Raw genomic sequence first — 26,147 nt, forward strand, 5'->3', positions numbered from 1 at the left:
TGGGCTTGGGGCTAGCACCCCCGGTCCACCAGTCGGACCTGGAGCGGGATCTCGTACTCAGTGAGGTTTCTCAGCAAGCGAGTGAAGTGGCTCGACTGGGCGACCTGTTTGCCCCCTGAACAGCACGTGAAGCCCCTGGCAAGACTTGATTTGCGACTCGCGTGCGCGGGATGCGGCAGCGGGCGGTCAAGGAACTGCACGATAACGGCATGCCGTATCGCAAGATCGGCGAGCTGCTCGACATCTCATTCGGGCGAGTTCGCCAAATCATCGACGGCACCACCGACGGACCCGCAAAGCGGAAGTCGAAGGAGGCCGATGCAGGAACCAGTGCAGGCCCAATGATCCATCCGGGAACTTAAGCTAGCGGGACGGGTGAAACGTCCGTGTACCGGCTGTACGACCGCAACGATCAACTTCTGTACGTCGGGATAGGGCGCAACCCCATGAGTCGCTGGGCTTCGCACGCGGACCAACACCCGTGGTGGCCCCAAGTCGCCTCATTCTCGGTGGTGTGGTTTGCGACACGGCGGGATGCTGCCGCTGAAGAGCGGCGAGCGTTGCGCAGCGAGTGGCCTGCCCGCAACATCCACAGCACTGAATGCCATGGCCTCGTCACTGGAGTCCGGGCGGCGCTGGGGGACGCCGCAACTTCTTCGAGCCGCTGCCTCCGCCGGTCAAATTGGAGGTGTAGCCCGCACGCGGAAGCCCCCGTCGGTGTAGCGACGGGGGCTTCCTCTGAAATGTTACTCGTTAATCAATGCTCCAGTGATCCGGGCTGAACGCTTGAGAAAGGGCGCCAGTGCAAGTCCACAGGGTCGCGTAAACCCCACTGCCGACCGAGTTGCCCTTAGGGGTAATACACGAATTTTCATTGACGACACTTATGGCAGGGTACTTTATGAAAGCTATCTCCATAAACTGCTGGGAGCGTGCATCATTGTTGCAATCCCACAGTGTGAGCACGGCGCCGTTCGCGAGGCTGCCGCCGTATGGGGTAATGCACTTATTCGCGCTACCCTTGAGGACTATCTTGTAGTTTGCGGACACCCATTGAGACGTGGAGCTATGGCATGGCCACAAGGTGATGATGGTGCCATTCGCCTGGCTTCCCCCCTTGGGAGTCAGGCAGTAGCCTTGGTTGCTGATGGACCCAGACCCGCTGGCGCTGGCGGGGCCAGCGGTCAGCCCCATCAAGGCAAAACACAAAGCTGCGGCCGTCAGTATTTTGCGCACTCGAAACTCCATTTGTAGTGTCCGGCGGTTGAGTGTATCTTACAAATTCGGCTGGTCCATATAATTGACATTTTCGCCGATTTACCGTCTGGATACGCTTTAGCCATTCCGGGGCAACAGTGGGGGTATGCCCGGATTGCCGATAGTCGTGCACGCACCCCGTGGCGAGGGCGGCCGCCGGGTCACCGCGGGTGGGGCGATCCTCGGCATGGCCTACTCGGACGGGGATATCGTCGAGCTGCTCCGCCTCGCGGGGGCCGAGGAAGCGGAGGACGTGGTGGCCAGCGGCTCCGCGCTGATCGAATGGCGGGGTGCCGCGGCGCACGACTACGGGTGGGGCATCGGCGAACGCGGATACCGGCCCCGCCGATCTAGGGCCTGAGTGATGTCGTGATCAGCTGCTGGGTTCTGCCTTCTTCGTGGGGTGGAATCCGGTAGGGCTGAGGTTGCGACACGCAGGCAACTCACCAATGCCCAGTGGAAGTTCATCGGCCCGTACCTGCCTACCGGCAGGTACGGGCCGTACCCGGAGTGGCTGCGGGAGCAGTTCGAAGGTGTGGTCTGGCGGTTCCGCTCCAGTGGGCAGTGGCGGGAGATGCCTGCCGAGTTCAGCCCCTGGACCACCGTCTACGGACGCTTCCGCGTGTGGCGGGACGCCGGTGTCCCCACGGCCCTGCTGGAAGGCCTGATCGCCCAGGGGGTGCGGGTGGGCAGAACGGACTTGTCGCTGGTCAGCGTGAACTCCACCACGGTCCGCGCTCACCACGACGCCGCAGGGATGCGGGTCAGCAAGCACCTCATGAAGGCCCTGGAAGAAGCCGTGCAGGAGCAGGAGACAGCCCGGCAAAAGGGGGCGGCACGGAGGAACAGGACGAACGTCGGCGTATCCAGCGCAGACGCAGGCTCCGTCTGAAGGAAGCCCTGCTCGGCAGGTCCCGGGGCGGACTCACAAGCAAGATTCGTCTCGCCGCGGACCGCCAGTGTCGTCCGCTCGCGCTGGTTTTGACCGCCGGACAGGCCGGAGACAGCCCGCAATTCATCCCCGAGCTCGCGAAGGTGAGAGTCCGCCTGCCGGTCGGCCGTCCTCGCACGACGCCCGGCGCAGTCGCCGCAGACAAGGCGTACTCGTCCCGCGGCAACCGCGCCTACCTGCACAGACGCGGAGCCAAGGCCGTCATCCCGGAGAAACGGGACCAGGCCGCCAACCGCAAGAAGAAGGGCGCAGGAGGCGGCCGGCCCATCAGCCACGACGCCGACCTCTACAAGGAACGGAACACCGTCGAACTTCTGATCAATAAGCTGAAAGCCTGGCGAGGGATCGCCACCCGATACGACAAAACCCCAGACAGCTACCTCGCCGGCCTCCACCTCCACGCTGCGATGATCTGGATCGACGACCTCCTCAAAGCCGCCGACTGATCACGACATCACACAGGCCCTAGCTCCGCCGCCTCATCGATGTCAGTCCCAATTCACCAGCGGCACGCATCGCAGCAAGCGGACCCGGGCTCCTGTTGGTCATCTGCTCGACCTGCAACACCGCCTGGTGCACCAGGAGGTCGAGTCCTCCGACCACTGCCCCTCCGCGGGCGGACCAGGATGCCGCGAGGGCGGTCGGCCACGGTTCGTACAGGACGTCGAAGAGCGTCCCGACGGCGTCCGGTACCTCCGCTGCCAGCGCGTCGGTGGTACCTGCCGGAGTCGTCGCGATCACCAGCGGCGCCCCGAAGGCTTCGCGGGCGTCCGCCCAGTCGGCGGTCCGGACATCCACCCCGAGCCGCTCGCCCCAGGTCCGCATCTCGACCGCGCGCGCTTCACTGCGTACGTACGCGGTGACCTGCCCGGTACAGATCCGGGCGAGCGCGGCGAGCGCGGAGGATGCGGTGGCACCGGCCCCGAGGATCGCTGCCGACTCCACCTTCTCCACGCCGCGCTCGCGCAGGGCCGAGAGCATGCCGGGGATGTCGGTGTTGTCGCCGAGCCGCCGCCCGTCCTCGGTGAAGACGACGGTGTTGACCGCCTCTACCGAGGCAGCCGTCTCGCTGACCTCGTCGAGCAGCGGCATGATCGCGCGCTTGAGCGGCATAGTGAGCGAGAGACCCGCCCACTCGCCGCCCAACTCCCCCACGAACGACGGGAGTTGGGCCTCGTCCACCTCGAAGCGGTCGTACGACCAGCCGTCGAGCCCCAGCTCCGCGTAGGCGGCGCGGTGCAGGACCGGGGAGAGGGAGTGGGCGATGGGCGAGCCGAGGACGGCGGCCCGCCGCGTCTCAGCGACCCTTCTGGCTGGCATTGAACTTTTCCTTCAGCTTGAGGAACTCGTCGTGCGTCTTGGCGAACTCGGTCTTGCTCTTGCCGTCGGTCGCCACGAAGTAGAGCCAACCGTCGCTCGTCGGCTTCACTGCTGCGGCGAGGGCGTCATTGCTGGGGTTGTTGATGGGGCCGGGCGGCAGACCGATGTGCGAGTACGTGTTGTAGGGGTCCTTGTCCTTCTGGATCGCGTCTTCGCCAATGTTGATGTTGCTCTGACCCTTGGCGTAGTTGAAGGTCGAGTCGAACTGGAGCTTTCCGACGGTCTGGGGGTTGTACTTGAGGCGGTTGTAGACGACCTCCGACATCTTGCGGTAGTCGTCGTGCGTCTTGCCCTCGGCCTCGACGAGGCTGGCCACGATGAGCAGCTCGAAGGGCTTGAGCTTCAGGTTCGCCGCCTTGCCCGTGATGTTCTGCTGCTCGTAGTGGGCGTTGGCCTGCCCGACCATCTTCCTGAGGATCTCCTCGGGCTTGCTTCCCTTCGCGATCGAGTAGGTCGCGGGGTAGAGGAAGCCTTCCAGCCTGTCCTTGATCTCCGGGTCCTTGGGCACCCACGCGGGCAGGCCGAGGTTGTTCACCTGGGCCTTCGCCACGGCCTTCGTCGTGCCCGGCTTGAGCTCGAGCCGCTTGTCGATCTCAGCGTAGACCGCGGCATTCCGGAAGCCCGGATTGAGGCTGTAGTTGCTCCGGCTCTTGGGGTCGAGCATCAGCGCCAGCGCGGCCTTCGCGGACATCTCCTTCTTCATGGTGTAGACGCCCACCTGAATGGAGTTGCCCTTTTCCGGGTCCTTCTTCATCTCGGCGGTGAACGCGCTGACGCTCTTGACCACGCCGTTCTTCTTGAGGGTGTTGCCGATCTCGTTGCCGTCGGCGCCCTTCTTGACCTCGATCTGCACCGAGCCGGTTCCCTCGCCGGAGAAGTCCTCGGCCGGGCCGAAGCGCTGCTGCCAGTAGTCGTAGCCGAAGTACCCGACCGTGCCGAGACCTCCCAGCAGGACCGCCGAAACCACCAGACAGGCGCAGCCGTTGCGGCTCTTCTTCTTGTCCTTGCCGGTTTTACCCGACTTGCCGCCCTTGCCCCGGCGCGAGGAGCGCGGATCGTCGTCGTACTCCTCGTCGTCCGCGTCGCGGGCCGGGGTGCGGCCGTTGTCGGTGCCCGTGAAGAAGGGGTGTTCCTCCTCGACGGGGGCGTCCGGGTCCCAGTCGGGCGTCGGCTCGGGGGCCGTACGGCGCTGGGCGGGGGGCTGCGGCGGCGGGTAGGCCTCGGGAGTGCCGTAGTAGTCCTGCTGCTCGCCGCCGTAGCCGGGCTGCTGGCCGCTGTACGGGTCGGCCGGGTTCATGCCGTACGGCACGGCCTGGTGCTGCTGCCCGGTGTCCCAGCCGCCCTGGTTCCCCTGGCCGCCGTACTGCTGCTGGTCGCCGTACTGGGGCTGAGGGCCCTGGGACTGCTGAGCCTGCTGGGCCTGGGGGTACTGACCGCTGTCGTGCGCCTGCGGGTACTGACCGCTGTCATGGACCTGGGGGTACTGGCCGCTCTGGTGCGCCTGCTGGTACTGACCGCTGTCGTAGTACGCCTGCTGGGCCTGGCCCTGCTGCGGCTGACCGTGCTGGGGCTGGACCTGCTGCTGCGCGTACTGCTGCTGCGGCTGGCCGCCGTAGGTCTGGTCGTACGGGACCTGGCCCTGCCCGGCCTGCTGCCCGGCCTGCTGTCCGCCCCAACCCTGGCCGCCCTGGTCCCCGTAAAACGGGTCCTCCGGGTGCCACGGTTCGGAGCCTTGACCCCGGCCATACTCAGTCATCGGTCCCCTAGAGCCGCGAGGCGGCGGGTGTGGCGCGCTCGGGGCACGGCATCCGTCCCGCCTCAAATCCTGTGCGGCAGCTGTTCGAACGCCGCCACGGCGCGGAACGTTACCGTATCGCGATCAGACAACCACTTCGACGCCTTCGCCAGGGAGCTCTCCCGACACCCGTTCGGACTCAAGCGCGTTCTGAAGAATGACAATCGCGGCGGCCTGATCGATGACGGACCGCCCCTTTTTGGACTTCACGCCCGAAGCGCGCAGCCCCTGAGTGGCCGTCACTGTGGTCATCCTCTCGTCGACCAGCCGGACGCCGACCGGTGCGATGCCCCGGGCGAGCTCCTGGGCGAACTTCCGCACCTTGACCGCGGCCGGGCCCTCGCCCCCGTTGAGGGAGCGAGGGAGACCGACCACGACTTCGAGGGGTTCGTACTCCTCGACCAGCTGGCGCAACCGCCGGTGGGCGGCCGGGACGTCACGTCCCGGCACGGTCTCCACCGGCGTGGCGAGGACCCCGTCGGGGTCGCACGAGGCGACCCCGATCCGGGCGTCCCCGACGTCGATCGCAAGACGGCGTCCGCGTCGCATCAGGCGGTTTCCCCGACGAGGCGCTCGACGGCGTCGATGGCGTCGCCGATGGCCTCGACGCTGGTGCCGCCGCCCTGGGCGACGTCCGGCTTGCCGCCGCCACCGCCGCCGAGGGTCTTGGCAGCCGTACGGACCAACTCGCCGGCCTTCAGGCCGCGCTGACGGGCCGCCTCATTGGTGGCGATGACGGTCAGCGGGCGGCCGTTGGCCGTGGTGAACAGGGCCACCACGACGGCGCGGTCGCCCTGGATGCGGCCGCGCACGTCGAGAACCAGCTTGCGCAGGTCGTCGGCGGACGTGCCGTCCGGCACCTGGCCGGTGACCAGGGCGACGCCCTTGACGTCCTTGGCGCCCTCGGCGAGCCCGGCGGCGGCCTGCAGGACCTTCTCGCCGCGGAACTTCTCGATCTCCTTCTCGGCGTCCTTCAGCTTGCCGAGCATGGCGGAGATCTTCTCCGGCAGCTCCTCCGCACGGCCCTTGACCAGCTCCTGGAGCTGGGCGACGACCGTGTGCTCACGGGCCAGGAACTTGTACGCGTCGACGCCGACGAGGGCCTCGATGCGGCGCACGCCGGAACCGATCGACGACTCGCCGAGCAGCTTGACCAGGCCGAGCTGGGCCGTGTTGTGGACGTGCGTACCGCCGCACAGCTCCTTGGAGAAGTCGCCGATGGTGACCACGCGGACGCGCTCGCCGTACTTCTCGCCGAACTCGGCGATGGCGCCCTGCTTCTTGGCCTCGTCGATCGACATGACCTCGGCCTGCACATCCAGCTCGTGCGAGAGGACCTCGTTGATCTTCTGCTCGACGTCGGTGAGGACGGCGCCGGGAACGGCGGCCGGGGAGCCGAAGTCGAAGCGGAAGCGGCCGGGCTGGTTCTCCGAGCCGGCCTGGGCGGCCGTCGGGCCGAGAGCGTCGCGCAGCGCCTGGTGGGTGAGGTGCGTAGCGCTGTGGGCGCGGGCGATGGCGTTGCGGCGGTGCACATCGATGATGGCCTGGGCCGGAGCGCCGACGGTGACCTCGCCGACCTGGACGACGCCCTTGTGGACGTACACGCCGGGGACGGGCTTCTGGCAGTCGCGGATCTCGACGACGGCGCCGTTGTCCAGCTTGATGCGGCCGGTGTCGCCGATCTGGCCGCCGCCCTCCGCGTAGAACGGAGTGCGGTCCAGGACGATCTCGACCTCGTCGCCCTCGGTGGCGGCCGGGGAGGGCGTGCCGTCGACGAGGATGCCGACGACGCGGGACTCACCGACGGTGCTGCTGTAGCCGATGAAGTCGGTCTCGCCGGCGGCGTCCGCGATCTCGCGGTAGCCGGACATGTCGGCGTGGCCGTGCTTCTTGGCCTGGGCGTCGGCCTTGGCGCGCTCCCGCTGCTCCTTCATGAGGCGGCGGAAGCCCTCCTCGTCCACCGAAAGGCCCTGCTCGGAGGCCATTTCGAGGGTGAGGTCGATCGGGAAGCCCCAGGTGTCGTGGAGCAGGAACGCCTTGTCGCCGGAGAGGACCTGGCCGCCGGCGGCCTTGGTCTCGGTGACGGCGGTGTCCAGGATGTTGGTGCCGCCCTTGAGGGCCTTGAGGAAGGCGGCCTCTTCGGCGAGGGCGACGCCCAGGATGCGCTGGCGGTCGGTGATGAGCTCCGGGTACTGCTGGCCCATCGTGTCGATCACGGTCTCGACGAGTTCCTGGGCGACCGGACCGGTGGCACCCATGAGGCGCATGTTGCGGATGGCGCGGCGCATGATGCGGCGCAGGACGTAGCCGCGGCCCTCGTTGCCGGGGGTGACGCCGTCGCCGATGAGCATCACGGAGGTGCGCATGTGGTCGGCGACCACGCGCATCGAGACGTCGCTGCCCTGGGCGGCGCCGTAGCGCACGCCGGTCAGCTCGGTGGCCTTGTCCATGACGACGCGCAGGGTGTCGGTCTCGTACATGTTCTGTACGCCCTGCAGGATCATGGCGAGGCGCTCAAGACCCAGACCCGTGTCGATGTTCTTCGACGGGAGGTCGCCGAGGATCTCGAAGTCCTCCTTGCCGAGGCCGGCGCCGCGCTCGTACTGCATGAAGACCAGGTTCCAGATCTCCACGTAGCGCTCGTCGTTGACGGCCGGGCCGCCCTCGACGCCGAACTCGGGGCCGCGGTCGTAGTTGATCTCCGAGCACGGGCCGCAGGGTCCGGGGACGCCCATCGACCAGTAGTTGTCCTTCTTGCCCAGGCGCTGGATCCGCTCGGCGGGGACACCGATCTTCTCGCGCCAGATCTGCTCGGCCTCGTCGTCGTCGAGATAGACGGTGATCCAGAGCTTCTCCGGGTCGAGGCCGTAACCGCCGTCGTCGACGGACTTCGTCAGGATCTCCCAGGCGAAGCGGATGGCCCCTTCCTTGAAGTAGTCCCCGAAGGAGAAGTTGCCGCACATCTGGAAGAACGTGCCGTGCCGGGTGGTCTTGCCGACCTCTTCGATGTCCGGGGTGCGGACGCACTTCTGCACGCTGGTGGCGCGCTGCCACGGGGCCTTCACTTCACCGAGGAAGTACGGCTTGAAGGGCACCATGCCGGCCGGGACCAGGAGCAGAGTCGGGTCGTCCGCGATGAGCGACGCCGAAGGGACAACGGTGTGACCGCGCTCCTCGAAGAAGCTCAGCCAGCGGCGACGAATTTCTGCCGACTCCATCAGTGGTCCTCATTCCGGTTGTACGAATTCCCGTTGTGTGACGGGGAGTTGGTGGTGGTGCCGTGGTCAATGGCCGCAACGTACCGCTGCGGCGGGAGCGCTCGCGCGTCGTCGGGGGCCGCCTCCAGACCGAGCGCGTCGCCGAGTTCGGCCTCGCGCCGGGCCATGCCGTCCCTGACGTCGAGTGCGAAGTCCTTGAGCCTGTGGCCCGCTTCGACCGCCTTGTCGGCGGCCTGTGCGGCGAGGCTCTCGGGGGTCAGCGCCTTGATCTTGCGGTTGACCTTCTGGGTGGCCCACACGCCGGCGGCTGCGCCTGCGGTGAACCAGAACGTACGGCGGAACATCGCTGCGTCAGTCCTTAGATCCGCGGGAACTCCGGCCGTTCCGCTTCGCCCGCCGCGCGGAAGGCAGGGTCCGGCCGACGATCACGGTACGGCGGTCCGGAGCCGGCGGCTCCGGTGTCTTCTTGCGGCCGATCGCCTGGCGCACGCCGTACCCGAAGGCGGCGACCTTGACCAGCGGGCCGCCGAAGGTGGAGGCGACGGTGGAGGAGAGCGCGGACGCGTTCGACGTGACTTCCTGTACGTCGGAGGCGATCGCGTCGACCCGGTCCAGCTGGGTCTGCGCGGAGCGCACGGTCGCGGAGGCGTCGGACAGCAGCGGTACCGCCTGCTCGGTCACCTCGGCCACCAGCCGGGTCGTCTGCTTGAGCGTCTGCGCCAGCCTCACCAGTACGAGAGCGAGGAAGGAGACGAGAATCGCCCAGAAGACGGCTACCAGGATGCCGGCCACCTCTCCACCGGACACGATGCGCTCCCTGTTGGGTCGGAATGGGCGTATGCGAAATCGACGTATACGAAAAGTCGTTCCGCGAGCCTATCGCGCCGGGGCCACGGCTCCGTACCGGATATCGCGCGCCCCCAGCACTGCCCTGACACTGCCCCCGCAACGCGCAAACCCGCCGTTCCCCGCTCCGTGAGGGAGCGGGAAGACGACGGGCAGTGCACGCAAGTGCGTAAGGACTACGCCGAATCAGCGGGCGTAGTACTCGACGACCAGCTGCTCGTCGCAGATGACCGGGATTTCCTTGCGGTTCGGGTCGCGGTCCAGGCGGAAGGCCAGGGCCTTCAGGTTCACCTGGAGGTAGCGCGGGGTCTCGCCGTCCGTGTCGTAGCCACCCTCGCGGGCAACCTGGAAGGGGACCTTCTCGCGGCTGCGCTCGCGGACCATCACGACGTCGTCGGGACGGACGCGGAACGACGGCTTGTCGACCTTGCCGCCGTTGACCTCGATGTGACCGTGCACGACCATCTGGCGGGCCTGGTAGATCGTGCGGGCGATGCCCGAACGCAGGACCAGGGCGTCGAGGCGACGCTCGAGCTCGACGACCAGCGCCTCGCCCGTCTTGCCTTCGGCCTTCTTGGCGCGGTCGTAGGCGCGCGCCATCTGGCGCTCGCTGATGTCGTACTGGGCGCGCAGACGCTGCTTCTCGAGCAGACGGACCTTGTAGTCCGAGTTCTGCTTGCGGCCACGGCCGTGCTCGCCGGGCGGGTACGGGCGCGACTCGAAGTACTTGACGGCCTTCGGCGTCAGCGCAATGCCGAGCGCGCGGCTCTTCTTGACCTTGGGGCGGGACTGGTTCGGCACGAACCAACCTCTCTGTCTGAATGGAATACGGCTTCACCAGGGATATGGGGAGGTCGCATCCGCAGCCGGGGAAACCCCTCCATCGCTGGACGGGCAGCCGCTCCCTGGTCTGGGCACTATGTGCAGCACGCGAGTGGCCCATCAATCCGTGAGGGATGATGGGCTGCCCGCGACACCTTCAACGGTGCGCGACGCTCCTGGAACACCTCACGCCTTGCGGCGGAGGGCTCCGGCTGCATGTCCCGTTCTGGTGATGCCGGTACGAGACCGGACACGGGACGCAGCACTTCGGTCGATTGTACTAGGCCGTGCGTGATGCTGCGGACCGGGGCCGAGACCGGGACCGGGGCCGGGCCGTCAGCGGCAGGTGCCGAGCATCTCGAACAGGGCCCCCTTCTCCGGCGGGGTCACCGTCAGCGCGTACTTGGTCTTGATGCCGGTCCAGCGGCGGGCGTACTCGCACCAGTATTCACGCCGCGGTTTCCACTTGTCGGGGGTCTTGCTGCTCTTGTCGTGGTTCGCCCGCTTGTCGACGGCGAGGAGTACGTCGAGGTCGTTGGCGTACCTGAGCCGCTGCTCCGGGGTCCACGCCCAGGCACCCGCCCGCCAGGCCGCGCCGAGCGGCACGACGTGGTCGGTCTGGATCTGCGAGGCACGCCGGTAGGTGTAGGGCAGCTCCCGCCCGGTGTAGGGGTCGTGGAGCACTCCGGACAGGGGTACGCATGCGTCGTGGTCGCCCCGGCGCAGCACGGTCAGGTCGCGGTGCAGGACGTCGTCGCGGGTGTCGCAGCCGTTGCGCCCGCCCGGGGCGTCGGTCTCGTCCGACCAGGTCTCGCCGAACGCGGCCCTCTGGTACGTCTGCCAGTTCTTGCCCCACTCGACGGTGAGGTCGGCCAGCCGGGTGCGGGCATCGGCGGCGGCGGGCGGGAAGCCAGGACTGGTGAGCGGGACCGGAGTGGGCTGCTCCGGCGGGGTCTCGGCATGGTGGCAGGCGGTCAGCAGGGCGGAGCAGAGCAACAGCGCCGGCAGTCCTCGGACCATGCTCCGGAGCCTAGCGCCGGGGACTCGCCCCTGCCCGTTCTCACCGCTGGCGCCGCTCTCACCGCTGGCCGCTCTTCACCCCTGCCCGTTCAGCCGCTCCCGCACCTTCTCCACCACGTCCGCGTACCTGGCCTCCGCCCCGTACCGGGTGGGGGTGTAGTAATGCCGGCCGTGCACCTCGTCCGGGGCGTACTGCTGGGCGGCGATGCCGCCGGGCACGTCGTGCGGGTAGACGTATCCCTGGGCGTGGCCGAGCTTGGCGGCGCCCTTGTAGTGCCCGTCGCGCAGATGCGGCGGGACGGCGCCCGCCATGCCCTGCCGTACGTCGGCCTGGGCGGCCTGGATGGCGAGGGTCGCGGCGTTGGACTTCGGGGCGAGGGCGAGCGCGATGGTGGCGTGGCTCAGCGTCAGCGCCGCCTCCGGGAAGCCGATCATGGCGACGGCCTGGGCAGCGGCCACGGCCGTGGGCAGGGCGGTTGGGTCGGCGAGGCCGATGTCCTCGCTGGCGGAGATCATCAGCCGCCTGGCGATGAACCGGGGGTCCTCGCCCGCCTCGATCATCCGGGCCAGGTAGTGCAGGGCGGCGTCCACGTCGGAGCCCCGGATGGACTTGATGAGGGCGCTGGCGACGTCATAGTGCTGGTCGCCGTCGCGGTCGTACTTCACGGCGGCCCGGTCGACGGTCTCCTCGACCGTCTCCAGGGTGATCGTCTCCTCCCCCTTGGAGATCGCCGCTCCGGCCGCCGCCTCCAGGGCGGTCAGCGCGCGCCGGGCGTCGCCGCCCGCGATCCGCAGCAGGTGGTCCTCGGCGTCCTGGGGCAGGGCGACCGCGCCGCCGAGGCCGCGCTCCTCGGTGAGCGCCCGGCGGACCAGTCCGCGCAGGTCGTCGTCGGTGAGGGATTCGAGGGTGAGGAGCAGGGAGCGGGAGAGGAGCGGCGAGATGATCGAGAAGTACGGGTTCTCGGTGGTGGCCGCGATGAGGGTGACCCAGCGGTTCTCCACGGCGGGCAGCAGGGAGTCCTGCTGGGCCTTGCTGAAGCGGTGGATCTCGTCGAGGAAGAGGACGGTCTCCTTGCCGAAGCCACCGGTGGCGCGGCGCGCGCTCTCGATGACCGCCCGTACTTCCTTCACGCCCGCGGTGATCGCGGACAGCTCCACGAACCGCTTCTGGGTCGCCTGGCTGACGACGTACGCCAGGGTCGTCTTGCCGGTGCCCGGTGGGCCCCAGAGGATCACGGACGAAGGCCCGGCGGGGCCTCCGCCGCTCTCCCCCACCAGGCGGCGCAGGGGCGAGCCCGGCTTGAGGAGGTGCTTCTGTCCGAAGACCTCGTCGAGGGTGCGCGGGCGCATCCGGACGGCCAGGGGACTGCTGGACGGGTCGGTTGCCTGGCGTTCTTCTGCGGCTGCGGTAAAGAGATCGGGCTCCACAACCTGAAGCCTAGGTCAGACCACTGACAATGCCGCCGCACGGGGAACTGCACGACCAGCCACCACGCACCACCCGAGGGATACCCCGAACCTCAGCTCGTCCAAAAGCTCCACCAGTTCGTGAGGATCAGAATCCCGATGGCCCCGATCCACAGCACCGGCACCACCCAGGGAAACTCCACCAGCCCGTTCCGCAACCACCTCGGCGCCGGCAGGACCCGGTGCTTCAGGTTGTGGACGGTGACGTAGCAGAACATCACGATCGTGGCGACCCAGGCCAGGCAGCACCACAGACACAGCGAGCGGATCGTGTAGAGCGACTGGTACTGGAGATAGGTGCAGAAGGCGACGCCGAAGAGGGTGCCCGCGTTGAGGCCGAGCCAGTACCAGCGCTTGTAGCGGGCGCCTGCGAGGAGGGCGACGCCGATGGCGACGACCATCCCGTACGTCACAAGGCCGAGCATCGGGTTGGGGAACCCGAAGAAGGCGGCCTGGTCGCTCTTCATGATGTTGCCGCAGGCGACGACCGGGTTGAGGCTGCACCCGGGTGTGAAGTTCGGGTCCTCCAGCAGTTTGAACTTGTCGATCGTGATGATCCACGAGGCGAACACTCCGGCCGCTCCCGTGATGATCAGCAGCCAGGAGAACGCCCGCCCGGCCCCGATGAGACCCGTGCCGTTCCGCTCGTCCGTCTCCGCTGACACGTCGTCTGACATGTCGTCAACCGCTGTCGTCGTCATATCGCCGTTCCGTTGCTGCCGTGATCTGAGGGGCGGTCTCATTCTGCCGCACGGAGGATGCCCTACGCCGTTCGCAGGACATAAGGAGGTAAAGGACGGACGCACGGTCGGAGCGGAACACTCGGTTCGCGCCCATCCTGGTCACCCATGACAGCACTCGCGGTGGAAGTGCACGGACTGCGCAAGCGTTACGGCGATGTCGTCGCGGTCGACGGCCTTGACCTGGGCATCCGGCACGGAGAAGTGTTCGGCCTGCTCGGCCCCAACGGGGCGGGCAAGAGCACCACGGTCGAGATCCTGCAGGGCCACCGGGCCCGCGACGGCGGAGAAGTGGCGGTGCTGGGCGCGGACCCGGCTTCCGCGGACCGCGCCTGGCGTTCCCGGGTCGGCATCGTCTGGCAGGACGAATCGGCGCCCGCCGAGTTGACGGTACGGGAGACGGTGCGGCATTTCGCCAGGTACTACCCGAAGCCGCGCGACCCGGAGGCGGTCATCGCGCTCGTCGGTCTGGAGGCGAAGGCCGGGCAGCGGGTGAAGAGCCTTTCGGGCGGGCAGCGGCGGCGGCTCGACGTGGCGCTCGGGGTGATCGGCGGCCCGGAGCTCCTGCTCCTCGACGAGCCGACGACCGGATTCGACCCGGGGGCGCGCCGGCAGTTCTGGGACCTGATCCGGATGCTCGCAGCGGAGGGCACCACCATCGTGCTGACCACGCACTACCTGGAGGAGGCCGAGGCGCTGGCCGACCGGCTGGCGGTGATCGCGGCCGGGAGGGTGGTCGCGGAGGGCGTGCCCGCGGCCCTGCGGGACGAGTTCGGGACGTACGCGACGGTGGAGTGGCAGGAGCCGGACGGGGCGCCGCGCGCGGAGCGCACACAGACTCCGACCCGTACGGTCGCGGAGCTGATGGCGCGCTTCGACGGCGAGATTCCGGGGCTGAAGGTCACCCGGCCCACGCTGGAGGACGTCTATCTGCGGCTCACCGGGCAGGACGGCACCGGCGGGCCGGACGGCGGCGGACCGCACGCCGACGGCCGCAACGGCACGCTCGGGGAGGACGCCCGATGACGACCCCGACGAGCCCAACGGCTCGCCCGCGTAAGGAATCCGTACCCCGGCAGCCCAGCGCGTGGTCGCTCGGACTGCTGCGCGGCGGCATCGAGTTGAAGCAGTTCTTCCGCCGGCGTGAGCAGGTGGTGTTCACCTTCGCCTTCCCGATCGTCTTCCTGGCGCTCTTCGCGTCGATCTTCAGCGACGACGTGGAGGGCGCGGGGATCACCGCCTCCCAGCTGTACGTGGCCGCGATGCTGGCCTCCGGCATCATGTCGGTGAGCTTCCAGTCGCTGGGCATCTCCATCGCCATCGAACGCGACGAGAAGGTGTTGCGGCGGCTGCGCGGGACGCCGATGCCCCCGTCCGCCTTCTTCCTCGGGAAGATCTGGCTGGTCCTGGTCACCGCGATCGCCGAGTCCGTGATCCTGCTCGCCGTGGGCACCCTGCTCTTCGACGTCGACCTGCCGACGACGGCCGGCAAATGGCTGACCTTCGCCTGGATCTTCCTGCTGGGTCTCACCGGGTGCGCGCTGCTCGGCATCGCGGTGAGCAGCCTGCCGAAGAGCGGGAAGAGCGCGACGTCGGTGGTGATCCTGCCGTTCCTGCTGCTGCAGTTCATCTCGGGCGTCTACATCGCGATCGACACGCTGCCGCACTGGATGCTGAGCGTGGGCGCGCTGTTCCCGCTGAAGTGGATGTGCCAGGGCTTCCGGGGCGTCTTCCTGCCGGAGTCGGCGGCGGTGCTCGAGCAGGCGGGGGCGTGGGAGTACGGGCGGATCGCGCTGGTGTTGGGGGCCTGGGTGGTGGGTGGTCTGGTGCTGTGCCTGCTGACGTTCCGTTGGAAGGGGAAGCAGGACGGATGACCGTACGGGAGGGCCAGGACGGATGACCGTACGCAGGAGGGGCCCGGAACCTCCGCGGTTCCGGGCCCCTCCTGCGTACGTACGAAACGTGTCAGCCGATGCGGCGCTGGATCTCCGCGACGACCAAGTCCAGGGCCACCGGCTCCTGCTCGCCGGACTCCATGTCCTTGAGCTGGACCTGGCCCTCCGCGAGGTCGCGCTCACCGGCGACGACGACGTAGCGGGCACCCGACCTGTTGGCGTTCTTCATGGCGCCCTTGAGCCCCTTGCCGCCGAACGAGAAGTCGGTGGCGACCCCTGCCTTCCGCAGCTCGGTGACCTTCGCGAACAGCACCCGGCGGGCCTCCTCGCCGAGCGGCACCGCGTACACGGCCGTCGCCGACGGGATGTCGAGGACGACGCCCTCGGCCTCCAGCGCCAGCACCGTGCGGTCGACGCCCAGCGCCCAGCCGACGGACGGCAGCGCGGGGCCGCCGATCATCTCGGACAGGCCGTCGTAGCGGCCGCCGCCGCCCACCGCGGACTGCGAGCCGAGACCGTCGTGGACGAACTCGAAGGTGGTGCGGGTGTAGTAGTCCAGGCCGCGGACCAGCTTCTCGTCGTCCTCGAAGGCGACGCCCGCAGCGGTGACCAGCGCGCGCACCTCCTCGTGGTACGCCTTGCACGCGTCGCACAGGTAGTCGCGCAGTGCCGGGGCGCCGGCCAGCTGCTTCTGCACGTCCGCGCGCTTGTCGTCGAGGACCCGCAGCGGGTTGATCTCGGCGCGGCGGACGGTCTCCGCGTCGAGGTCGAGGCCGCGCAGGAAGGACTGGAGGGCCTCCCGGTAGACGGGGCGGCACTCCTTGTCGCCGAGCGAGTTCAGCAGGATGCGGAAGTTCCGCAGGCCGAGCGAGCGGTACGCCTGGTCGGCCAGGATGATCATCTCGGCGTCGAGCGCCGGGTCCTCGGCGCCGATGGCCTCTGCGCCGACCTGCGAGAAGTGGCGGTAACGGCCCTTCTGCGGGCGCTCGTAGCGGTAGTAGGAGCCGGAGTACCAGAGCTTGACGGGCAGGTTGCCGGCCTTGTGGAGGTTGGCCTCCAGGGCGGCGCGCAGCACGGATGCGGTGCCCTCGGGGCGCAGCGCGAGCTCGTCGCCGCCCTTCGTGGTGAGGGTGTACATCTCCTTGGTCACGATGTCGGTGGACTCGCCGACGCCGCGGGCGAACAGCTCGACGTTCTCGAAGCCGGGGGTCTCGATGTAGCCGTAGCCGGAGTTCCGCAGCGGTGCGGCGATGGCCTCACGCACGGCGAGATAGGTCGCGGAGACGGGCGGAAGCAGGTCGTACGTGCCCTTGGGGGCCTGAAAAGTACTCACGGGAGGTGGTTCACATTCCTCGTCGAGGGGCGGGCGCCGCGTCCAGGTCCCGCAGGTACGGGTTGGTCGCGCGCTCCTGGCCGATGGTCGTCTGGGGGCCGTGCCCGGACAGCACCACGGTCGAGTCCTGGAGCGGCAGGCACACACGGGCCAGCGATTTCAGGAGGTCGGCGTGGGAGCCACCGGGGAAGTCGGTGCGTCCGACGGAGCCGGCGAACAGCAGGTCGCCCGAGAACAGGATCTGCGGAATGTCCGCAGCCTCGGGCAACTTGAAGGTCACCGACCCCTTGGTATGGCCGGGCGCATGCGACACGGACAGGTCCAGACCGGCGAGCTTCAGCTCGGCCCCGTCGTACAGCTCCTTGACGTCGTCCGGCTCCCCCACGGTCAGCTCGCCCATGAGCTGGGCGCCCAGGGAGCGGCCGAGGGCCTTCTCCGGGTCGCTCATCATGAAGCGGTCCTCGGGGTGGATCCACGCGGGTACGTTCTTGGCCCCGCACACCGGGACGACGGAGGCGACGTGGTCGATGTGGCCGTGGGTGAGCACGACGGCGACGGGCTTCAGCCGATGCTTCTTCAGCGTCTCCTCGACACCCTGGGTGGCCTGGTGGCCCGGGTCGATGATGACGCACTCCTCGCCTGCGGCGGGGGCGACCAGGTAGCAATTGGTCCCCCAGGCCCCGGCGGGGAACCCGGCAATAAGCACGATCGTCCTCTGTAGGTCGTCCAGCGGTGGTTCGCCGTAGCGATCTTTCCATTGCGTGCGCAATGGATCAGTAGCCTACCGGCGCTCTCCGTCCCACAGGTAACCCATATACGGTACGGGCTAGCTCGGGCCCGGCCGGACAGGCGTCCGGCACCAGTCGACACGTACGAGGAGAACACCCGGTGGTCACCAGCGATCAGCGGCGGCGGCAGCTCGCCAGGGAAAAGTTCGAGCGCCAGCAGCAGCGCCGTGCCGAGAAGCAGCGCAGGACCAGGCGGCGCACCGCTGTGATCGGCGCGGCAGTGGCCGTGGTCGTGGCGGCGGGCGCGACGGCGTATGCGACGGGCGTCTTCGGCGGCAAGGAAGGCAAGACCGTGGCCGACGCCCCGGACCCGTCGCTCACCCCGAAGAAGACCGCCGACCCGTGCAAGAAGCCCGCGCCGGGCGAGGTCGCGAAGCTCTCCTTCAAGGAGGAGCCGAAGCTCGACATCGACAAGTCGGCAAAGTACGCGATGAAGCTGCAGACCACCTGCGGCGACATCGATCTGGCACTGGACGCGAAGAACGCACCGCGCACGGTGAACTCGTTCAACTTCCTCGCCGGGAAGGGGTACTTCGACCACACCAAGTGCCACCGCCTCACCACCCAGGGCATTTACGTCCTGCAGTGCGGCGACCCGACGGCGGCCGGCAGCGGCACCCCCGGTTACAAGCTGCCCGACGAGAACCTGAAGGACCCGAAGGTCAAGGGCGGTACGTACCCGGCGGGCACGGTCGCGATGGCCAACGCGGGCCCCGGCACCGGCGGCAGCCAGTTCTTCCTGGTCTACAAGGACAGCCCGCTGCCTGCGAACTACACCCCGTTCGGCACGATCGCGGGTGGTCAGAAAGTACTGGAGAAGATCGCTGGTGCGGGTGAGTCCAGTGGGAAGGGCGACGGGGCCCCGAACGCCACCGTGGTCATCGACAAGGCGACCGTGACCAAGTAGACCCACAGTCAAACCGGGATGTGCGGGATGCGGACAGCCGCCCTGCGCGTCGCCTATGTTGGCGGTGTGCAGGGCGTCTTCGGCCCCGCGACCAGACTGTGGATCTTGAAAACTGTGGACGATGCCCGGGGGCCACGAACCCTCGCAGGCATCATGTGGAGGAGGCGCTGTGAGCAGCGACCCGTGGGGCCGTGTCGACGAGACGGGCACCGTGTACGTGCGTACGGCCGAGGGCGAGAAGGTCGTCGGATCCTGGCAGGCGGGGTCCCCGGAGGAGGCCCTGGCCTACTTCGAGCGCAAGTACGAGGGCCTGGTGGTCGAGATCGGCCTCCTCGAAAAGCGGGTGAAGACCACCGACCTGTCGGCCAAGGACGCCCAGACCGCGATCGACCACCTGCGTACGCAGGTCGACGAGCACCACGCGGTGGGTGACCTGGACGCGCTGGGCAAGCGGCTCGACGCCCTCGTGACGACGGTCGACAAGCGCCGCGAGGAGCGCAAGGCGGAGAAGGCCAAGCAGACCGACGAGGCGAAGGCCTCGAAGGAGAAGCTGGTCGTCGAGGCCGAGGAGCTCGCGCAGAGCGACCAGTGGCGTTCGGCCGGCGAGCGGCTGCGGGCGCTGGTGGACATCTGGAAGGGTCTGCCCCGGCTCGACCGCAAGGCGGACGACGAGCTGTGGCACCGCTTCTCGCACGCCCGCTCGGCGTTCTCCAAGCGCCGCAAGGCGCACTTCGCCTCGCTGGACGCGCAGCGCGAGGATGCCCGCAAGGCCAAGGAGAAGCTGGTCACCGAGGCCGAGTCGCTGTCGAAGTCGACCGACTGGGGCGGCACGGCGGCGCGTTACCGCGACCTGATGACGGAGTGGAAGGCGGCGGGCCGCGCCCAGCGCGAGTTCGAGGACGACCTGTGGAACCGCTTCCGCGGCGCCCAGGACGTCTTCTTCGCGGCGCGCGGCGAGACCTTCGCCGAGCGGGACGCGGAGCAGGGCGAGAACCTCAAGCTGAAGGAGGAGCTCGCGGCCGAGGCCGAGAAGCTGGTGCCGGTGAAGGACCTGAAGAGCGCGCGTGCCGCGTTCAGGGCCCTCAACGAGCGCTGGGAGGCCATCGGTCATGTGCCGCGCGACGCCCGTCCGAAGGTCGAGGGCCGGATGCAGGCCGTCGAGCGCGTTCTCCAGGAGTCCGAGGAGAACGAGTGGAAGCGGACCAACCCGGAGGCGCGTGCGCGTGCCGCGGGTCTGACCGGCCAGCTCCAGGACGCCGTCGAGAAGCTCCAGAAGCAGATCGACACGGCGCGCACCGCGGGCAACAACGCGAAGGCGGACAAGCTCGCTCGTGAGCTGGAGGGCCGTCAGGCGCTGCTCGACCAGGCGATGAAGGGCCTGGAGGAGTTCGGCGGCTGATTTCCTGTCGTACGTACGAGAGGGGCCCCGGACTTGAGTCAAGTCCGGGGCCCCTCTTGGCAGTTGGCGCTACGGCCGGCGCGCCGACGTCACACGGTAGACGTCGTACACGCCCTCGACTCCCCTGACGGCCTTCAGTACGTGGCCGAGGTGCTTCGGGTCGCCCATCTCGAAGGTGAAGCGCGAGGTGGCCACCCGGTCGCGGGACGTCTGGACGGCCGCCGACAGGATGTTGACGTGCTGGTCGGACAGGACGCGGGTGACGTCCGAGAGCAGCCGGGACCGGTCGAGGGCCTCGACCTGGATGGCGACCAGGAAGACCGACGACTGGGTGGGTGCCCACTCGACTTCGAGGATCCGCTCGGGCTGCTGGGAGAGCGAGTCGACGTTGACGCAGTCCGCACGGTGCACGGAGACGCCGCTGCCCCGGGTGACGAACCCGATGATGGGGTCGCCGGGTACGGGCGTGCAGCAGCGGGCCAGCTTGACCCACACGTCGTCGACGCCCTTGACGACGACTCCCGGATCCGCGTTGGCCCGGCGCTTGGTGCGGCCGTGCGAGGGCGGTGAGCTCTCCGCGAGGTCCTCGTTGGCGGCGTCCTCCCCGCCGAGCGCCTGCACCAGCTTCTGCACGACGGACTGCGCGGTGACGTGGCTCTCGCCGATCGCCGCGTACAGCGAGGAGATGTCGGGGTAGCGCATCTCGTGCGCGAGGGTGACGAGGGAGTCCCCCGTCAGGATCCGCTGGATCGGCAGGTTCTGCTTGCGCATGGCGCGCGCGATGGCGTCCTTGCCCTGCTCGATGGCCTCGTCGCGGCGCTCCTTGGAGAACCAGGCACGGATCTTGTTGCGGGCGCGCGGCGACTTCACGAAGCCGAGCCAGTCGCGGGACGGGCCCGCGCCGTCGGCCTTCGAGGTGAAGACCTCGACCAGGTCACCGTTGTCCAGGGTCGATTCGAGCGGTACGAGCCGCCCGTTGACCCGCGCCCCTATCGTCCGGTGCCCGACCTCGGTGTGCACCGCGTACGAGAAGTCGACCGGCGTCGCGCCCGCGGGCAGCGCTATGACGTCGCCCTTCGGAGTGAAGACGAAGACCTCGTTGCGGGAGAGGTCGAAGCGCAGCGACTCCAGGAACTCGCTGGGGTCCTCGGTCTCCTTCTGCCAGTCGAGCAACTGCCGCAGCCACGCCATGTCGTTGACGGCGTCGTCCTTGTGCCGCGGCACGTCCGTGCGGACCTTGGAGGCGCCGGCGGACGGCTCCTGCTTGTACTTCCAGTGCGCGGCGATGCCGTACTCGGCGCGGCGGTGCATGTCGAAGGTGCGGATCTGGAGCTCGACCGGCTTGCCGCTGGGCCCGATGACCGTCGTGTGAAGCGACTGGTACATGTTGAACTTGGGCATCGCGATGTAGTCCTTGAACCGGCCGGGGACCGGATTCCACCGCGCGTGCACGGTACCGAGGGCCGCGTAGCAGTCCCGTACCGTGTCGACGAGGACGCGAATTCCCACCAGGTCGTAGATCTCCGCGAAGTCACGGCCGCGGACGATCATCTTCTGGTAGACGCTGTAGTAGTGCTTCGGCCGCCCGGTGACGGTCGCCTTGATGCGGGCGGCCCGCAGGTCGGACTGCACCTCGTCGGTCACTATGGCCAGGTACTCGTCGCGCTTGGGCGCGCGCTCGGCGACCAGCCGGACGATCTCGTCGTACATCTTGGGGTAGAGGATGGCGAACGCCAGGTCCTCCAGCTCCCACTTGATGGTGTTCATGCCCAGGCGGTGGGCGAGCGGCGCGTAGATCTCCAGGGTCTCGCGCGCCTTCTTCTCCTGCTTCTCGCGCTTCAAGTACCGCATGGTGCGCATGTTGTGCAGGCGGTCGGCGAGCTTGATGACCAGGACGCGCGGGTCCTTGGCCATGGCGACGACCATCTTGCGTACGGTCTCGGCCTGCGCGGCCTCCCCGAACTTGACCTTGTCGAGCTTGGTCACGCCGTCGACGAGGAGCGCCACCTGGTCGCCGAAGTCGCGGCGCAGGGTGTCCAGGCCGTACTCGGTGTCCTCGACGGTGTCGTGCAGCAGTCCGGCCATCAGCGTCGCCGGGTCCATGCCCAGCTCGGCGAGGATCGTCGTCACGGCGAGCGGGTGCGTGATGTACGGGTCGCCGCTCTTGCGCTTCTGCCCGCGGTGCCAGCGCTCGGCGACCTGGTAGGCCGTCTCGATCTGGCGCAGCGTCGCCGTCTCGATCTTGGGGTCGTTGCTGCGCACTATCCGCAGCAGCGGCTCCAGGACCGGGTTGTACGGGGACGAGCGCTGCACGCCGAGGCGGGCGAGGCGGGCGCGTACGCGGTTGGAGGAACCGCCGCTGCGGGCGGTGGCTCCCGCGGGGGCCGCGGGGCGGACGGCGGGTGCCGGCGGGGGCCCTGCTGCGCGCTCCGGGGCCACCGGCGGCTTGGGCTTCTCGGCCGGGGGCTTCGGGGGCGTGGCGCCCGCCGCGGCCTTGTCCGGCTGCGGGGTGGCGACTGGCTGGGCCTCGTCAGGCAAGTGCGCTCCTCGTACGGGTCCTGGACTCCGGGGTGCACCCGGGGGATGCGCTTGCCGGTTCAGGTGGTCCCCGGTCGGGTCCGGAAACCCCATGGTATCGACCCTTGGCCTCGCGTTCTTCCTGTGCCAGGAGTCAAGACCTGGGAAAGGCGGGCCCCCTGTTGCCCAGGTGGCCCGCCTTCCTTCGTGCTGCGCGCCTGGTCAGACCGTGATCAGGGCTTCCAGCGGGGCGCCCTGGAGGGCGGGCACCAGCTTGTCCCGGCCGTTCAGGAAGCCGAGCTCCATGAGGACCGCGACTCCGGCGACCTCGGCCCCGGCCCGCCGGATCAGCTCCAGCGAGGCCTCGGCCGTACCGCCGGTGGCGAGGACGTCGTCGATGACCATGACGCGGTCGCCCGCGCTGAGGTCCTCGGCGTGCACCTCGATCTCCGCGGTCCCGTACTCCAGCTCGTACGCCTGCGAGAGCGTCGCTCCGGGCAGCTTGCCGGCCTTGCGGATCGGGATGAATCCGATGCCCGCACGGATCGCGACCGGTGCGGCCAGGATGAAGCCGCGCGCCTCCAGGCCGACGATCTTCGTGGCTCCGTGCTTCACGCACAGGTCCGCGAGGGCGTCGGTGAGGGCCGAGAAGGCCTTCGGGTCGGCGAGCAGCGGCGTGATGTCCTTGAAGACGACGCCGGGCTTCGGGTAGTCCTGCACGTCCCGGATGCGGCTGAGCAGCAGCTCGCGGGTGGTGTCCACGGTGGCGTTCATCGGCGCTTCCCCTGGGTGGGGCGGCCACGGCCCGGACGCTGGCCCACGACGGGTGCGGCGGCGGCCGGGACGGCATCCTGCGGGTCGCCCGCACCGCCGTCGGCGGACTCGCCCTTGGCCTCGGCGGCGGCCCGCTTGGCGAGGATGCGCTTCTTCAGGGCCTTCATCTGCGGGTCGCGCTCCTTCAGGTCGGCGACCAGCGGAGTGGCGATGAAGATCGAGGAGTACGCACCGGCCGCGAGGCCGACGAACAGCGACAGCGAGATGTCGTTGAGCATGCCCGCGCCCAGCACACCGCCGCCGATGAACAGCAGTCCGGCGACCGGCAGCAGCGCGACGACGGTGGTGTTGATGGAACGCACCAGGGTGCCGTTGAGGCTGCGGTTGGCGATCTCGCTGTACGTGAAGCGGGTCTGCTTGGTGATGTCCTTCGAGCCCTCCTTGAGACCGTCGAAGACGACGACGGTGTCGTAGAGGGAGTAACCGAGGATGGTCAGCAGACCGATCACGGTGCCCGGGGTGACCTCGAAGCCCACCAGGGCGTAGACGCCCACGGTGATGGTGAGGTCGTGGATGAGGGCGACGAGGGCGGCGACGGCCATCCGCCACTCGAAGGCGATGGCCAGGTAGATCACCACCAGGACCATGAAGACCGCGAGGCCGGTCCACGCCTTGTTGGCGATCTCCTCGCCCCAGCTGGGGCCGACCAGGTCGGTGTTGATCTTCTCGGCCGGGACCTTGAGGTCCTGGGCGAGCTTCTCGGTCACCGGGGCGGCGCTCGCGGTGTCGAGGCCGCCGACCTGGATGCGCAGGGTGTCGTTGCCGAGCTTCTGGACGATCGCGTCGTGGCCGGAGGCCTTCTCGGCGACCTCCTTCGCGTGATCCACGGAGACCGAGGTGGCGGGCGTGGTGAAGAGCGCGCCGCCCTGGAACTCGATGCCCATGTTGAGGCCCTTGAACCCGAGGCCCGCGATGGCGATGACGGTGATCAGGATCGAGATCCCGTAATAGATCATCCGCTTTCCGACGAAGTCGTAACCGACCTCGCCGCGGTACAGCCTGGCGCCGATGCTGCCGAGTCGCGACATCTCACGCCTCCTTCGGTTCGGTGGGGGCGGACACACGGCGGGTGCGGCGCAGCGGGGGCTGGACGCCGAGCCGCTTCGGGTCGAGCCCGGACCACTTGTGGCCGTTGCCGAAGAACTTCGTCTTCGCGGCGAGCAGCGTCATCAGCGGCTTGGTGAAGAGGAACACCACGACGACGTCGAGCAGGGTGGTCAGGCCGAGCGTGAACGCGAAGCCCTGCACCTTGCCGACGGTGACGACGTACAGCACCACGGCGGACAGCAGCGACACGAAGTCGGACACCAGGATGGTGCGCCGGGCACGCGGCCAGGCACGCTCCACGGCGGGACGCAGCGTGCGCCCGTCACGGATCTCGTCCCGGATGCGTTCGAAGTACACGATGAACGAGTCCGCGGTGATACCGATGGCGACGATCGCACCACAGACCGCCGGCAGGTTCAGGGCGAAGTTGATGGTCGGGCCGAGCAGCGTCATGATCGTGTACGTCAGGACGCCGGAGACCAGGAGGCTCAGGAGCGCGACGAACGACAGGCCGCGGTAGTAGAGCACCAGGTAGATCACGACGAGCGCGAGACCGATCGCACCGGCGATGAGGCCCGCCTTGAGCTGGTCACTGCCGAGGGCCGGGGTGACCGTGGTGACGGACTGTTCCTTGAAGGTGAGCGGCAGGGAGCCGTACGACAGGATGTTGCCGAGCTCCTGCGCGGACTCCTGGGTGAAGCTGCCGGTGATCTCGGCGTTGCCGCTGAGGACCTGGTTCACGGAGGGCGCGGAGACGACGTTGCCGTCGAGGACGATGCCGAACTGGTTCATCGGCGCCTGCTGCTTCATCAGCTTGGCGGTCGTCTTGGAGAACTTGTCGGAGCCCTTCGAGGTGAACTCCATGTCGACCTTCCACAGCGCGCGCTGGGTGTCGAACGTGCCACCGGCCTTCTTGACGTCGGTGCCTTCGAGCTCCGCCGGGCCCAGGATGTACTTCTCCCAGGTCTTGCCGTCGGTGCCCAGACCACAGGCGATCGTCGGCTCGCTCGGCTTGATGCCGTCGCCGGCCTTCTCGCGCTGCGCGGGCTTGGTGCAGTCGAGGGCGACGAACGCGTCCTGCAGCTTCTTGGTGGCCGGGTCCGGGGCGGGCGGCGTCGGCGTCTTCTTCGGGTCGGGGCTCTTGGAGCCCGTGGTGCCCGAGGGGTTCGGCGTCGGGGCCTTCAGCGCGTCGGTGACGGCGCGTCCCTGGGAGGTGGCGGTCGAGGTCGGGTTGGGCGTGGACTTGCCCTTGTCCTTGGGGTCCTTCGCGGCGGGCTTGCCCGTCGACGAGGGGTTCGGCTTCGGGGTCTTCGCCGGGTCGGGCATCGGAGTGCCCTGGGTGACCGTCAGCACCTGGCGGAAGTAGAGCTTGGCGGTCGTGCCGACCTGCTCGCGGGCCTGCTCGGAGTTCGTGCCCTTGGGGATGTTGACAATGATGTTGTCAGTGCCCTGGGTCTGGACCTCGGACTCGGAGACGCCCATGCCGTTGACGCGGCGCTCCATGATGGAGACCGCGGTGTCCATGTTCGTCTTGTTGATCGCGTTGGGCTGGCCCGGCTCGTTCTGCGCCTTGAGCGTGATGCTCGTACCGCCGGCGAGGTCGATGCCCAGGCGCGGGGTGGTGTGCCCGGACGCGAACATCACGCCGGCGAGGGCGAGGATCACGATCGTGATCAGAGCCAGGGCGCGCCCCGGCCTGCCCGGGGCCCCCGGGGCCTTGCGGCCCTTCTTCGGTGCTGCCACCTTCTCGATTCTCCCTGTCCAACCGCACGCGCCGGGTGTGCGTCGATGCGGCCACGAAGTGTTGTGGGGGCCTGCCCCCGCAAAGGTCCGCCGCGGTCCGCGGACCGCGGCGCCCCGCGCTACCTCCAGGTGAACCTGAAGGCCCTGGCCTTCCGCCTGGACCGCGACCCGAACCGCAAGGAAATCC

Annotated in this window: 23 protein-coding genes and 2 pseudogenes; 8 read left to right on the forward strand and 17 right to left on the reverse strand. The window is 68.6% G+C overall.

The features are described 5' to 3' along the window. Positions 1 to 209 precede the first annotated feature (209 nt). Positions 210 to 362 carry a hypothetical protein gene (locus AB0D18_RS38180; RefSeq protein WP_362429798.1) on the forward strand — a complete coding sequence of 51 codons (153 nt, stop codon included), beginning with the start codon at positions 210 to 212 and terminating at the stop codon, positions 360 to 362. A gap of 391 nt (positions 363 to 753) precedes the next feature. On the opposite strand, the gene AB0D18_RS38185 is transcribed toward AB0D18_RS38180, so the two are convergent. Next, complete coding sequence (locus AB0D18_RS38185) at positions 754 to 1,248, reverse strand: RICIN domain-containing protein (RefSeq protein ID WP_362429800.1); 495 nt, start codon at positions 1,246 to 1,248, stop codon at positions 754 to 756. 115 nt (positions 1,249 to 1,363) lie between these two features. Between AB0D18_RS38185 and AB0D18_RS38190 the strand changes: the two genes are divergently transcribed. Then, positions 1,364 to 1,618 (forward strand): hypothetical protein, encoded by a 255-nt coding sequence (locus tag AB0D18_RS38190; RefSeq protein WP_362429803.1) that lies wholly within the window; start codon positions 1,364 to 1,366, stop codon positions 1,616 to 1,618. A gap of 42 nt (positions 1,619 to 1,660) precedes the next feature. Then, positions 1,661 to 2,655 (forward strand): annotated as a pseudogene (locus AB0D18_RS38195) (IS5 family transposase). 19 nt (positions 2,656 to 2,674) lie between these two features. Here the strand turns inward: AB0D18_RS38195 and AB0D18_RS38200 are convergent. The 10 genes from AB0D18_RS38200 to AB0D18_RS38245 form a co-directional block, all read right to left on the reverse strand. After that, positions 2,675 to 3,529 (reverse strand): shikimate dehydrogenase, encoded by an 855-nt coding sequence (locus AB0D18_RS38200; protein WP_362429806.1) that lies wholly within the window; start codon positions 3,527 to 3,529, stop codon positions 2,675 to 2,677. Then, a complete protein-coding gene (gene mltG / locus AB0D18_RS38205) occupies positions 3,507 to 5,345 on the reverse strand; it encodes an endolytic transglycosylase MltG (RefSeq protein ID WP_362429808.1) in 1,839 nt (612 codons plus the stop codon). The genes AB0D18_RS38200 and mltG overlap by 23 nt, the downstream gene beginning before the upstream one ends. A gap of 123 nt (positions 5,346 to 5,468) precedes the next feature. Beyond that, entirely contained in the window at positions 5,469 to 5,933 is a 465-nt protein-coding gene (ruvX, locus tag AB0D18_RS38210; RefSeq protein ID WP_362429811.1) for a Holliday junction resolvase RuvX, read from the reverse strand. Further along, on the reverse strand, positions 5,933 to 8,602 hold the full coding sequence (gene alaS, locus AB0D18_RS38215; RefSeq protein WP_362429813.1) for an alanine--tRNA ligase: 2,670 nt from the start codon (positions 8,600 to 8,602) through the stop codon (positions 5,933 to 5,935). Before alaS ends, ruvX begins: the two co-directional genes overlap by 1 nt. Beyond that, positions 8,602 to 8,946 carry a DUF6167 family protein gene (locus tag AB0D18_RS38220; RefSeq protein ID WP_362429816.1) on the reverse strand — a complete coding sequence of 115 codons (345 nt, stop codon included), beginning with the start codon at positions 8,944 to 8,946 and terminating at the stop codon, positions 8,602 to 8,604. Before AB0D18_RS38220 ends, alaS begins: the two co-directional genes overlap by 1 nt. Positions 8,947 to 8,953: 7 nt before the next feature. Beyond that, entirely contained in the window at positions 8,954 to 9,394 is a 441-nt protein-coding gene (locus AB0D18_RS38225) for a DUF948 domain-containing protein (protein ID WP_362429862.1), read from the reverse strand. 240 nt (positions 9,395 to 9,634) lie between these two features. Then, positions 9,635 to 10,249 (reverse strand): 30S ribosomal protein S4, encoded by a 615-nt coding sequence (gene rpsD, locus AB0D18_RS38230; protein WP_185030621.1) that lies wholly within the window; start codon positions 10,247 to 10,249, stop codon positions 9,635 to 9,637. Between the two features lie 357 nt (positions 10,250 to 10,606). Further along, entirely contained in the window at positions 10,607 to 11,290 is a 684-nt protein-coding gene (locus tag AB0D18_RS38235; RefSeq protein WP_362429818.1) for an HNH endonuclease family protein, read from the reverse strand. A 75-nt stretch (positions 11,291 to 11,365) separates the two neighbouring features. After that, positions 11,366 to 12,718: a replication-associated recombination protein A gene (locus AB0D18_RS38240; protein WP_362429821.1), complete on the reverse strand. Its 1,353-nt coding sequence runs from the start codon at positions 12,716 to 12,718 to the stop codon at positions 11,366 to 11,368. Positions 12,719 to 12,810: 92 nt separating this feature from the next. After that, positions 12,811 to 13,458 (reverse strand): vitamin K epoxide reductase family protein, encoded by a 648-nt coding sequence (locus tag AB0D18_RS38245; RefSeq protein ID WP_362429824.1) that lies wholly within the window; start codon positions 13,456 to 13,458, stop codon positions 12,811 to 12,813. A gap of 147 nt (positions 13,459 to 13,605) precedes the next feature. Between AB0D18_RS38245 and AB0D18_RS38250 the strand changes: the two genes are divergently transcribed. Next, the gene (locus AB0D18_RS38250; protein ID WP_362429827.1) at positions 13,606 to 14,523 is read left to right on the forward strand and encodes an ABC transporter ATP-binding protein; all 918 of its coding nucleotides are present in this window, start codon (positions 13,606 to 13,608) and stop codon (positions 14,521 to 14,523) included. Beyond that, positions 14,520 to 15,371, forward strand: coding sequence for an ABC transporter permease (locus AB0D18_RS38255; RefSeq protein WP_362429830.1), 852 nt, complete (start codon positions 14,520 to 14,522; stop codon positions 15,369 to 15,371). Before AB0D18_RS38250 ends, AB0D18_RS38255 begins: the two co-directional genes overlap by 4 nt. Positions 15,372 to 15,462: 91 nt before the next feature. Here the strand turns inward: AB0D18_RS38255 and hisS are convergent, their stop codons facing one another. After that, positions 15,463 to 16,725: a histidine--tRNA ligase gene (hisS, locus tag AB0D18_RS38260; protein WP_362429833.1), complete on the reverse strand. Its 1,263-nt coding sequence runs from the start codon at positions 16,723 to 16,725 to the stop codon at positions 15,463 to 15,465. 10 nt (positions 16,726 to 16,735) lie between these two features. After that, positions 16,736 to 17,431, reverse strand: coding sequence for an MBL fold metallo-hydrolase (locus AB0D18_RS38265; RefSeq protein WP_362429836.1), 696 nt, complete (start codon positions 17,429 to 17,431; stop codon positions 16,736 to 16,738). 182 nt (positions 17,432 to 17,613) lie between these two features. On the opposite strand from AB0D18_RS38265, the gene AB0D18_RS38270 reads away from it, so the two are divergent. Together AB0D18_RS38270 and AB0D18_RS38275 are read left to right on the forward strand one after the other, a co-directional pair. Next, positions 17,614 to 18,420 carry a peptidylprolyl isomerase gene (locus AB0D18_RS38270; protein WP_362429839.1) on the forward strand — a complete coding sequence of 269 codons (807 nt, stop codon included), beginning with the start codon at positions 17,614 to 17,616 and terminating at the stop codon, positions 18,418 to 18,420. 169 nt (positions 18,421 to 18,589) lie between these two features. Further along, positions 18,590 to 19,819, forward strand: coding sequence for a DUF349 domain-containing protein (locus tag AB0D18_RS38275; protein WP_362429842.1), 1,230 nt, complete (start codon positions 18,590 to 18,592; stop codon positions 19,817 to 19,819). 69 nt (positions 19,820 to 19,888) lie between these two features. Here AB0D18_RS38275 and AB0D18_RS38280 read toward each other — a convergent pair whose 3' ends face one another. From AB0D18_RS38280 to secD, 4 genes are all read right to left on the reverse strand, one after another. After that, positions 19,889 to 22,357, reverse strand: coding sequence for a bifunctional (p)ppGpp synthetase/guanosine-3',5'-bis(diphosphate) 3'-pyrophosphohydrolase (locus AB0D18_RS38280; protein WP_362429845.1), 2,469 nt, complete (start codon positions 22,355 to 22,357; stop codon positions 19,889 to 19,891). Between the two features lie 201 nt (positions 22,358 to 22,558). Continuing rightward, positions 22,559 to 23,110, reverse strand: a complete 552-nt coding sequence (locus AB0D18_RS38285) for an adenine phosphoribosyltransferase (RefSeq protein ID WP_362429848.1) — start codon at positions 23,108 to 23,110, stop codon at positions 22,559 to 22,561. Further along, complete coding sequence (secF, locus tag AB0D18_RS38290; protein ID WP_362429851.1) at positions 23,107 to 24,198, reverse strand: protein translocase subunit SecF; 1,092 nt, start codon at positions 24,196 to 24,198, stop codon at positions 23,107 to 23,109. The genes AB0D18_RS38285 and secF overlap by 4 nt, the downstream gene beginning before the upstream one ends. A gap of 1 nt (position 24,199) precedes the next feature. After that, positions 24,200 to 25,960: a protein translocase subunit SecD gene (gene secD / locus AB0D18_RS38295; protein ID WP_362429854.1), complete on the reverse strand. Its 1,761-nt coding sequence runs from the start codon at positions 25,958 to 25,960 to the stop codon at positions 24,200 to 24,202. Between the two features lie 114 nt (positions 25,961 to 26,074). Between secD and AB0D18_RS38300 the strand changes: the two are divergent. After that, a pseudogene (locus AB0D18_RS38300) lies at positions 26,075 to 26,147 on the forward strand (30S ribosomal protein S4); the annotation flags it as partial.

The organism is Streptomyces sp. NPDC048442 (genome assembly GCF_040651475.1).
Lineage (GTDB): Bacteria > Actinomycetota > Actinomycetes > Streptomycetales > Streptomycetaceae > Streptomyces.

Coding starts and splice junctions, on each gene's coding strand:
- AB0D18_RS38180 (WP_362429798.1), top strand. CDS start 210: ATGCCGTATCGCAAGATCGGCGAGCTGCTCGACATCTCATTCGGGCGA.
- AB0D18_RS38185 (WP_362429800.1), bottom strand. CDS start 1,248: ATGGAGTTTCGAGTGCGCAAAATACTGACGGCCGCAGCTTTGTGTTTT.
- AB0D18_RS38190 (WP_362429803.1), top strand. CDS start 1,364: ATGCCCGGATTGCCGATAGTCGTGCACGCACCCCGTGGCGAGGGCGGC.
- AB0D18_RS38200 (WP_362429806.1), bottom strand. CDS start 3,529: ATGCCAGCCAGAAGGGTCGCTGAGACGCGGCGGGCCGCCGTCCTCGGC.
- mltG (WP_362429808.1), bottom strand. CDS start 5,345: ATGACTGAGTATGGCCGGGGTCAAGGCTCCGAACCGTGGCACCCGGAG.
- ruvX (WP_362429811.1), bottom strand. CDS start 5,933: ATGCGACGCGGACGCCGTCTTGCGATCGACGTCGGGGACGCCCGGATC.
- alaS (WP_362429813.1), bottom strand. CDS start 8,602: ATGGAGTCGGCAGAAATTCGTCGCCGCTGGCTGAGCTTCTTCGAGGAG.
- AB0D18_RS38220 (WP_362429816.1), bottom strand. CDS start 8,946: ATGTTCCGCCGTACGTTCTGGTTCACCGCAGGCGCAGCCGCCGGCGTG.
- AB0D18_RS38235 (WP_362429818.1), bottom strand. CDS start 11,290: ATGGTCCGAGGACTGCCGGCGCTGTTGCTCTGCTCCGCCCTGCTGACC.
- AB0D18_RS38245 (WP_362429824.1), bottom strand. CDS start 13,458: ATGACGACGACAGCGGTTGACGACATGTCAGACGACGTGTCAGCGGAG.
- AB0D18_RS38250 (WP_362429827.1), top strand. CDS start 13,606: ATGACAGCACTCGCGGTGGAAGTGCACGGACTGCGCAAGCGTTACGGC.
- AB0D18_RS38255 (WP_362429830.1), top strand. CDS start 14,520: ATGACGACCCCGACGAGCCCAACGGCTCGCCCGCGTAAGGAATCCGTA.
- AB0D18_RS38285 (WP_362429848.1), bottom strand. CDS start 23,110: ATGAACGCCACCGTGGACACCACCCGCGAGCTGCTGCTCAGCCGCATC.
- secF (WP_362429851.1), bottom strand. CDS start 24,198: ATGTCGCGACTCGGCAGCATCGGCGCCAGGCTGTACCGCGGCGAGGTC.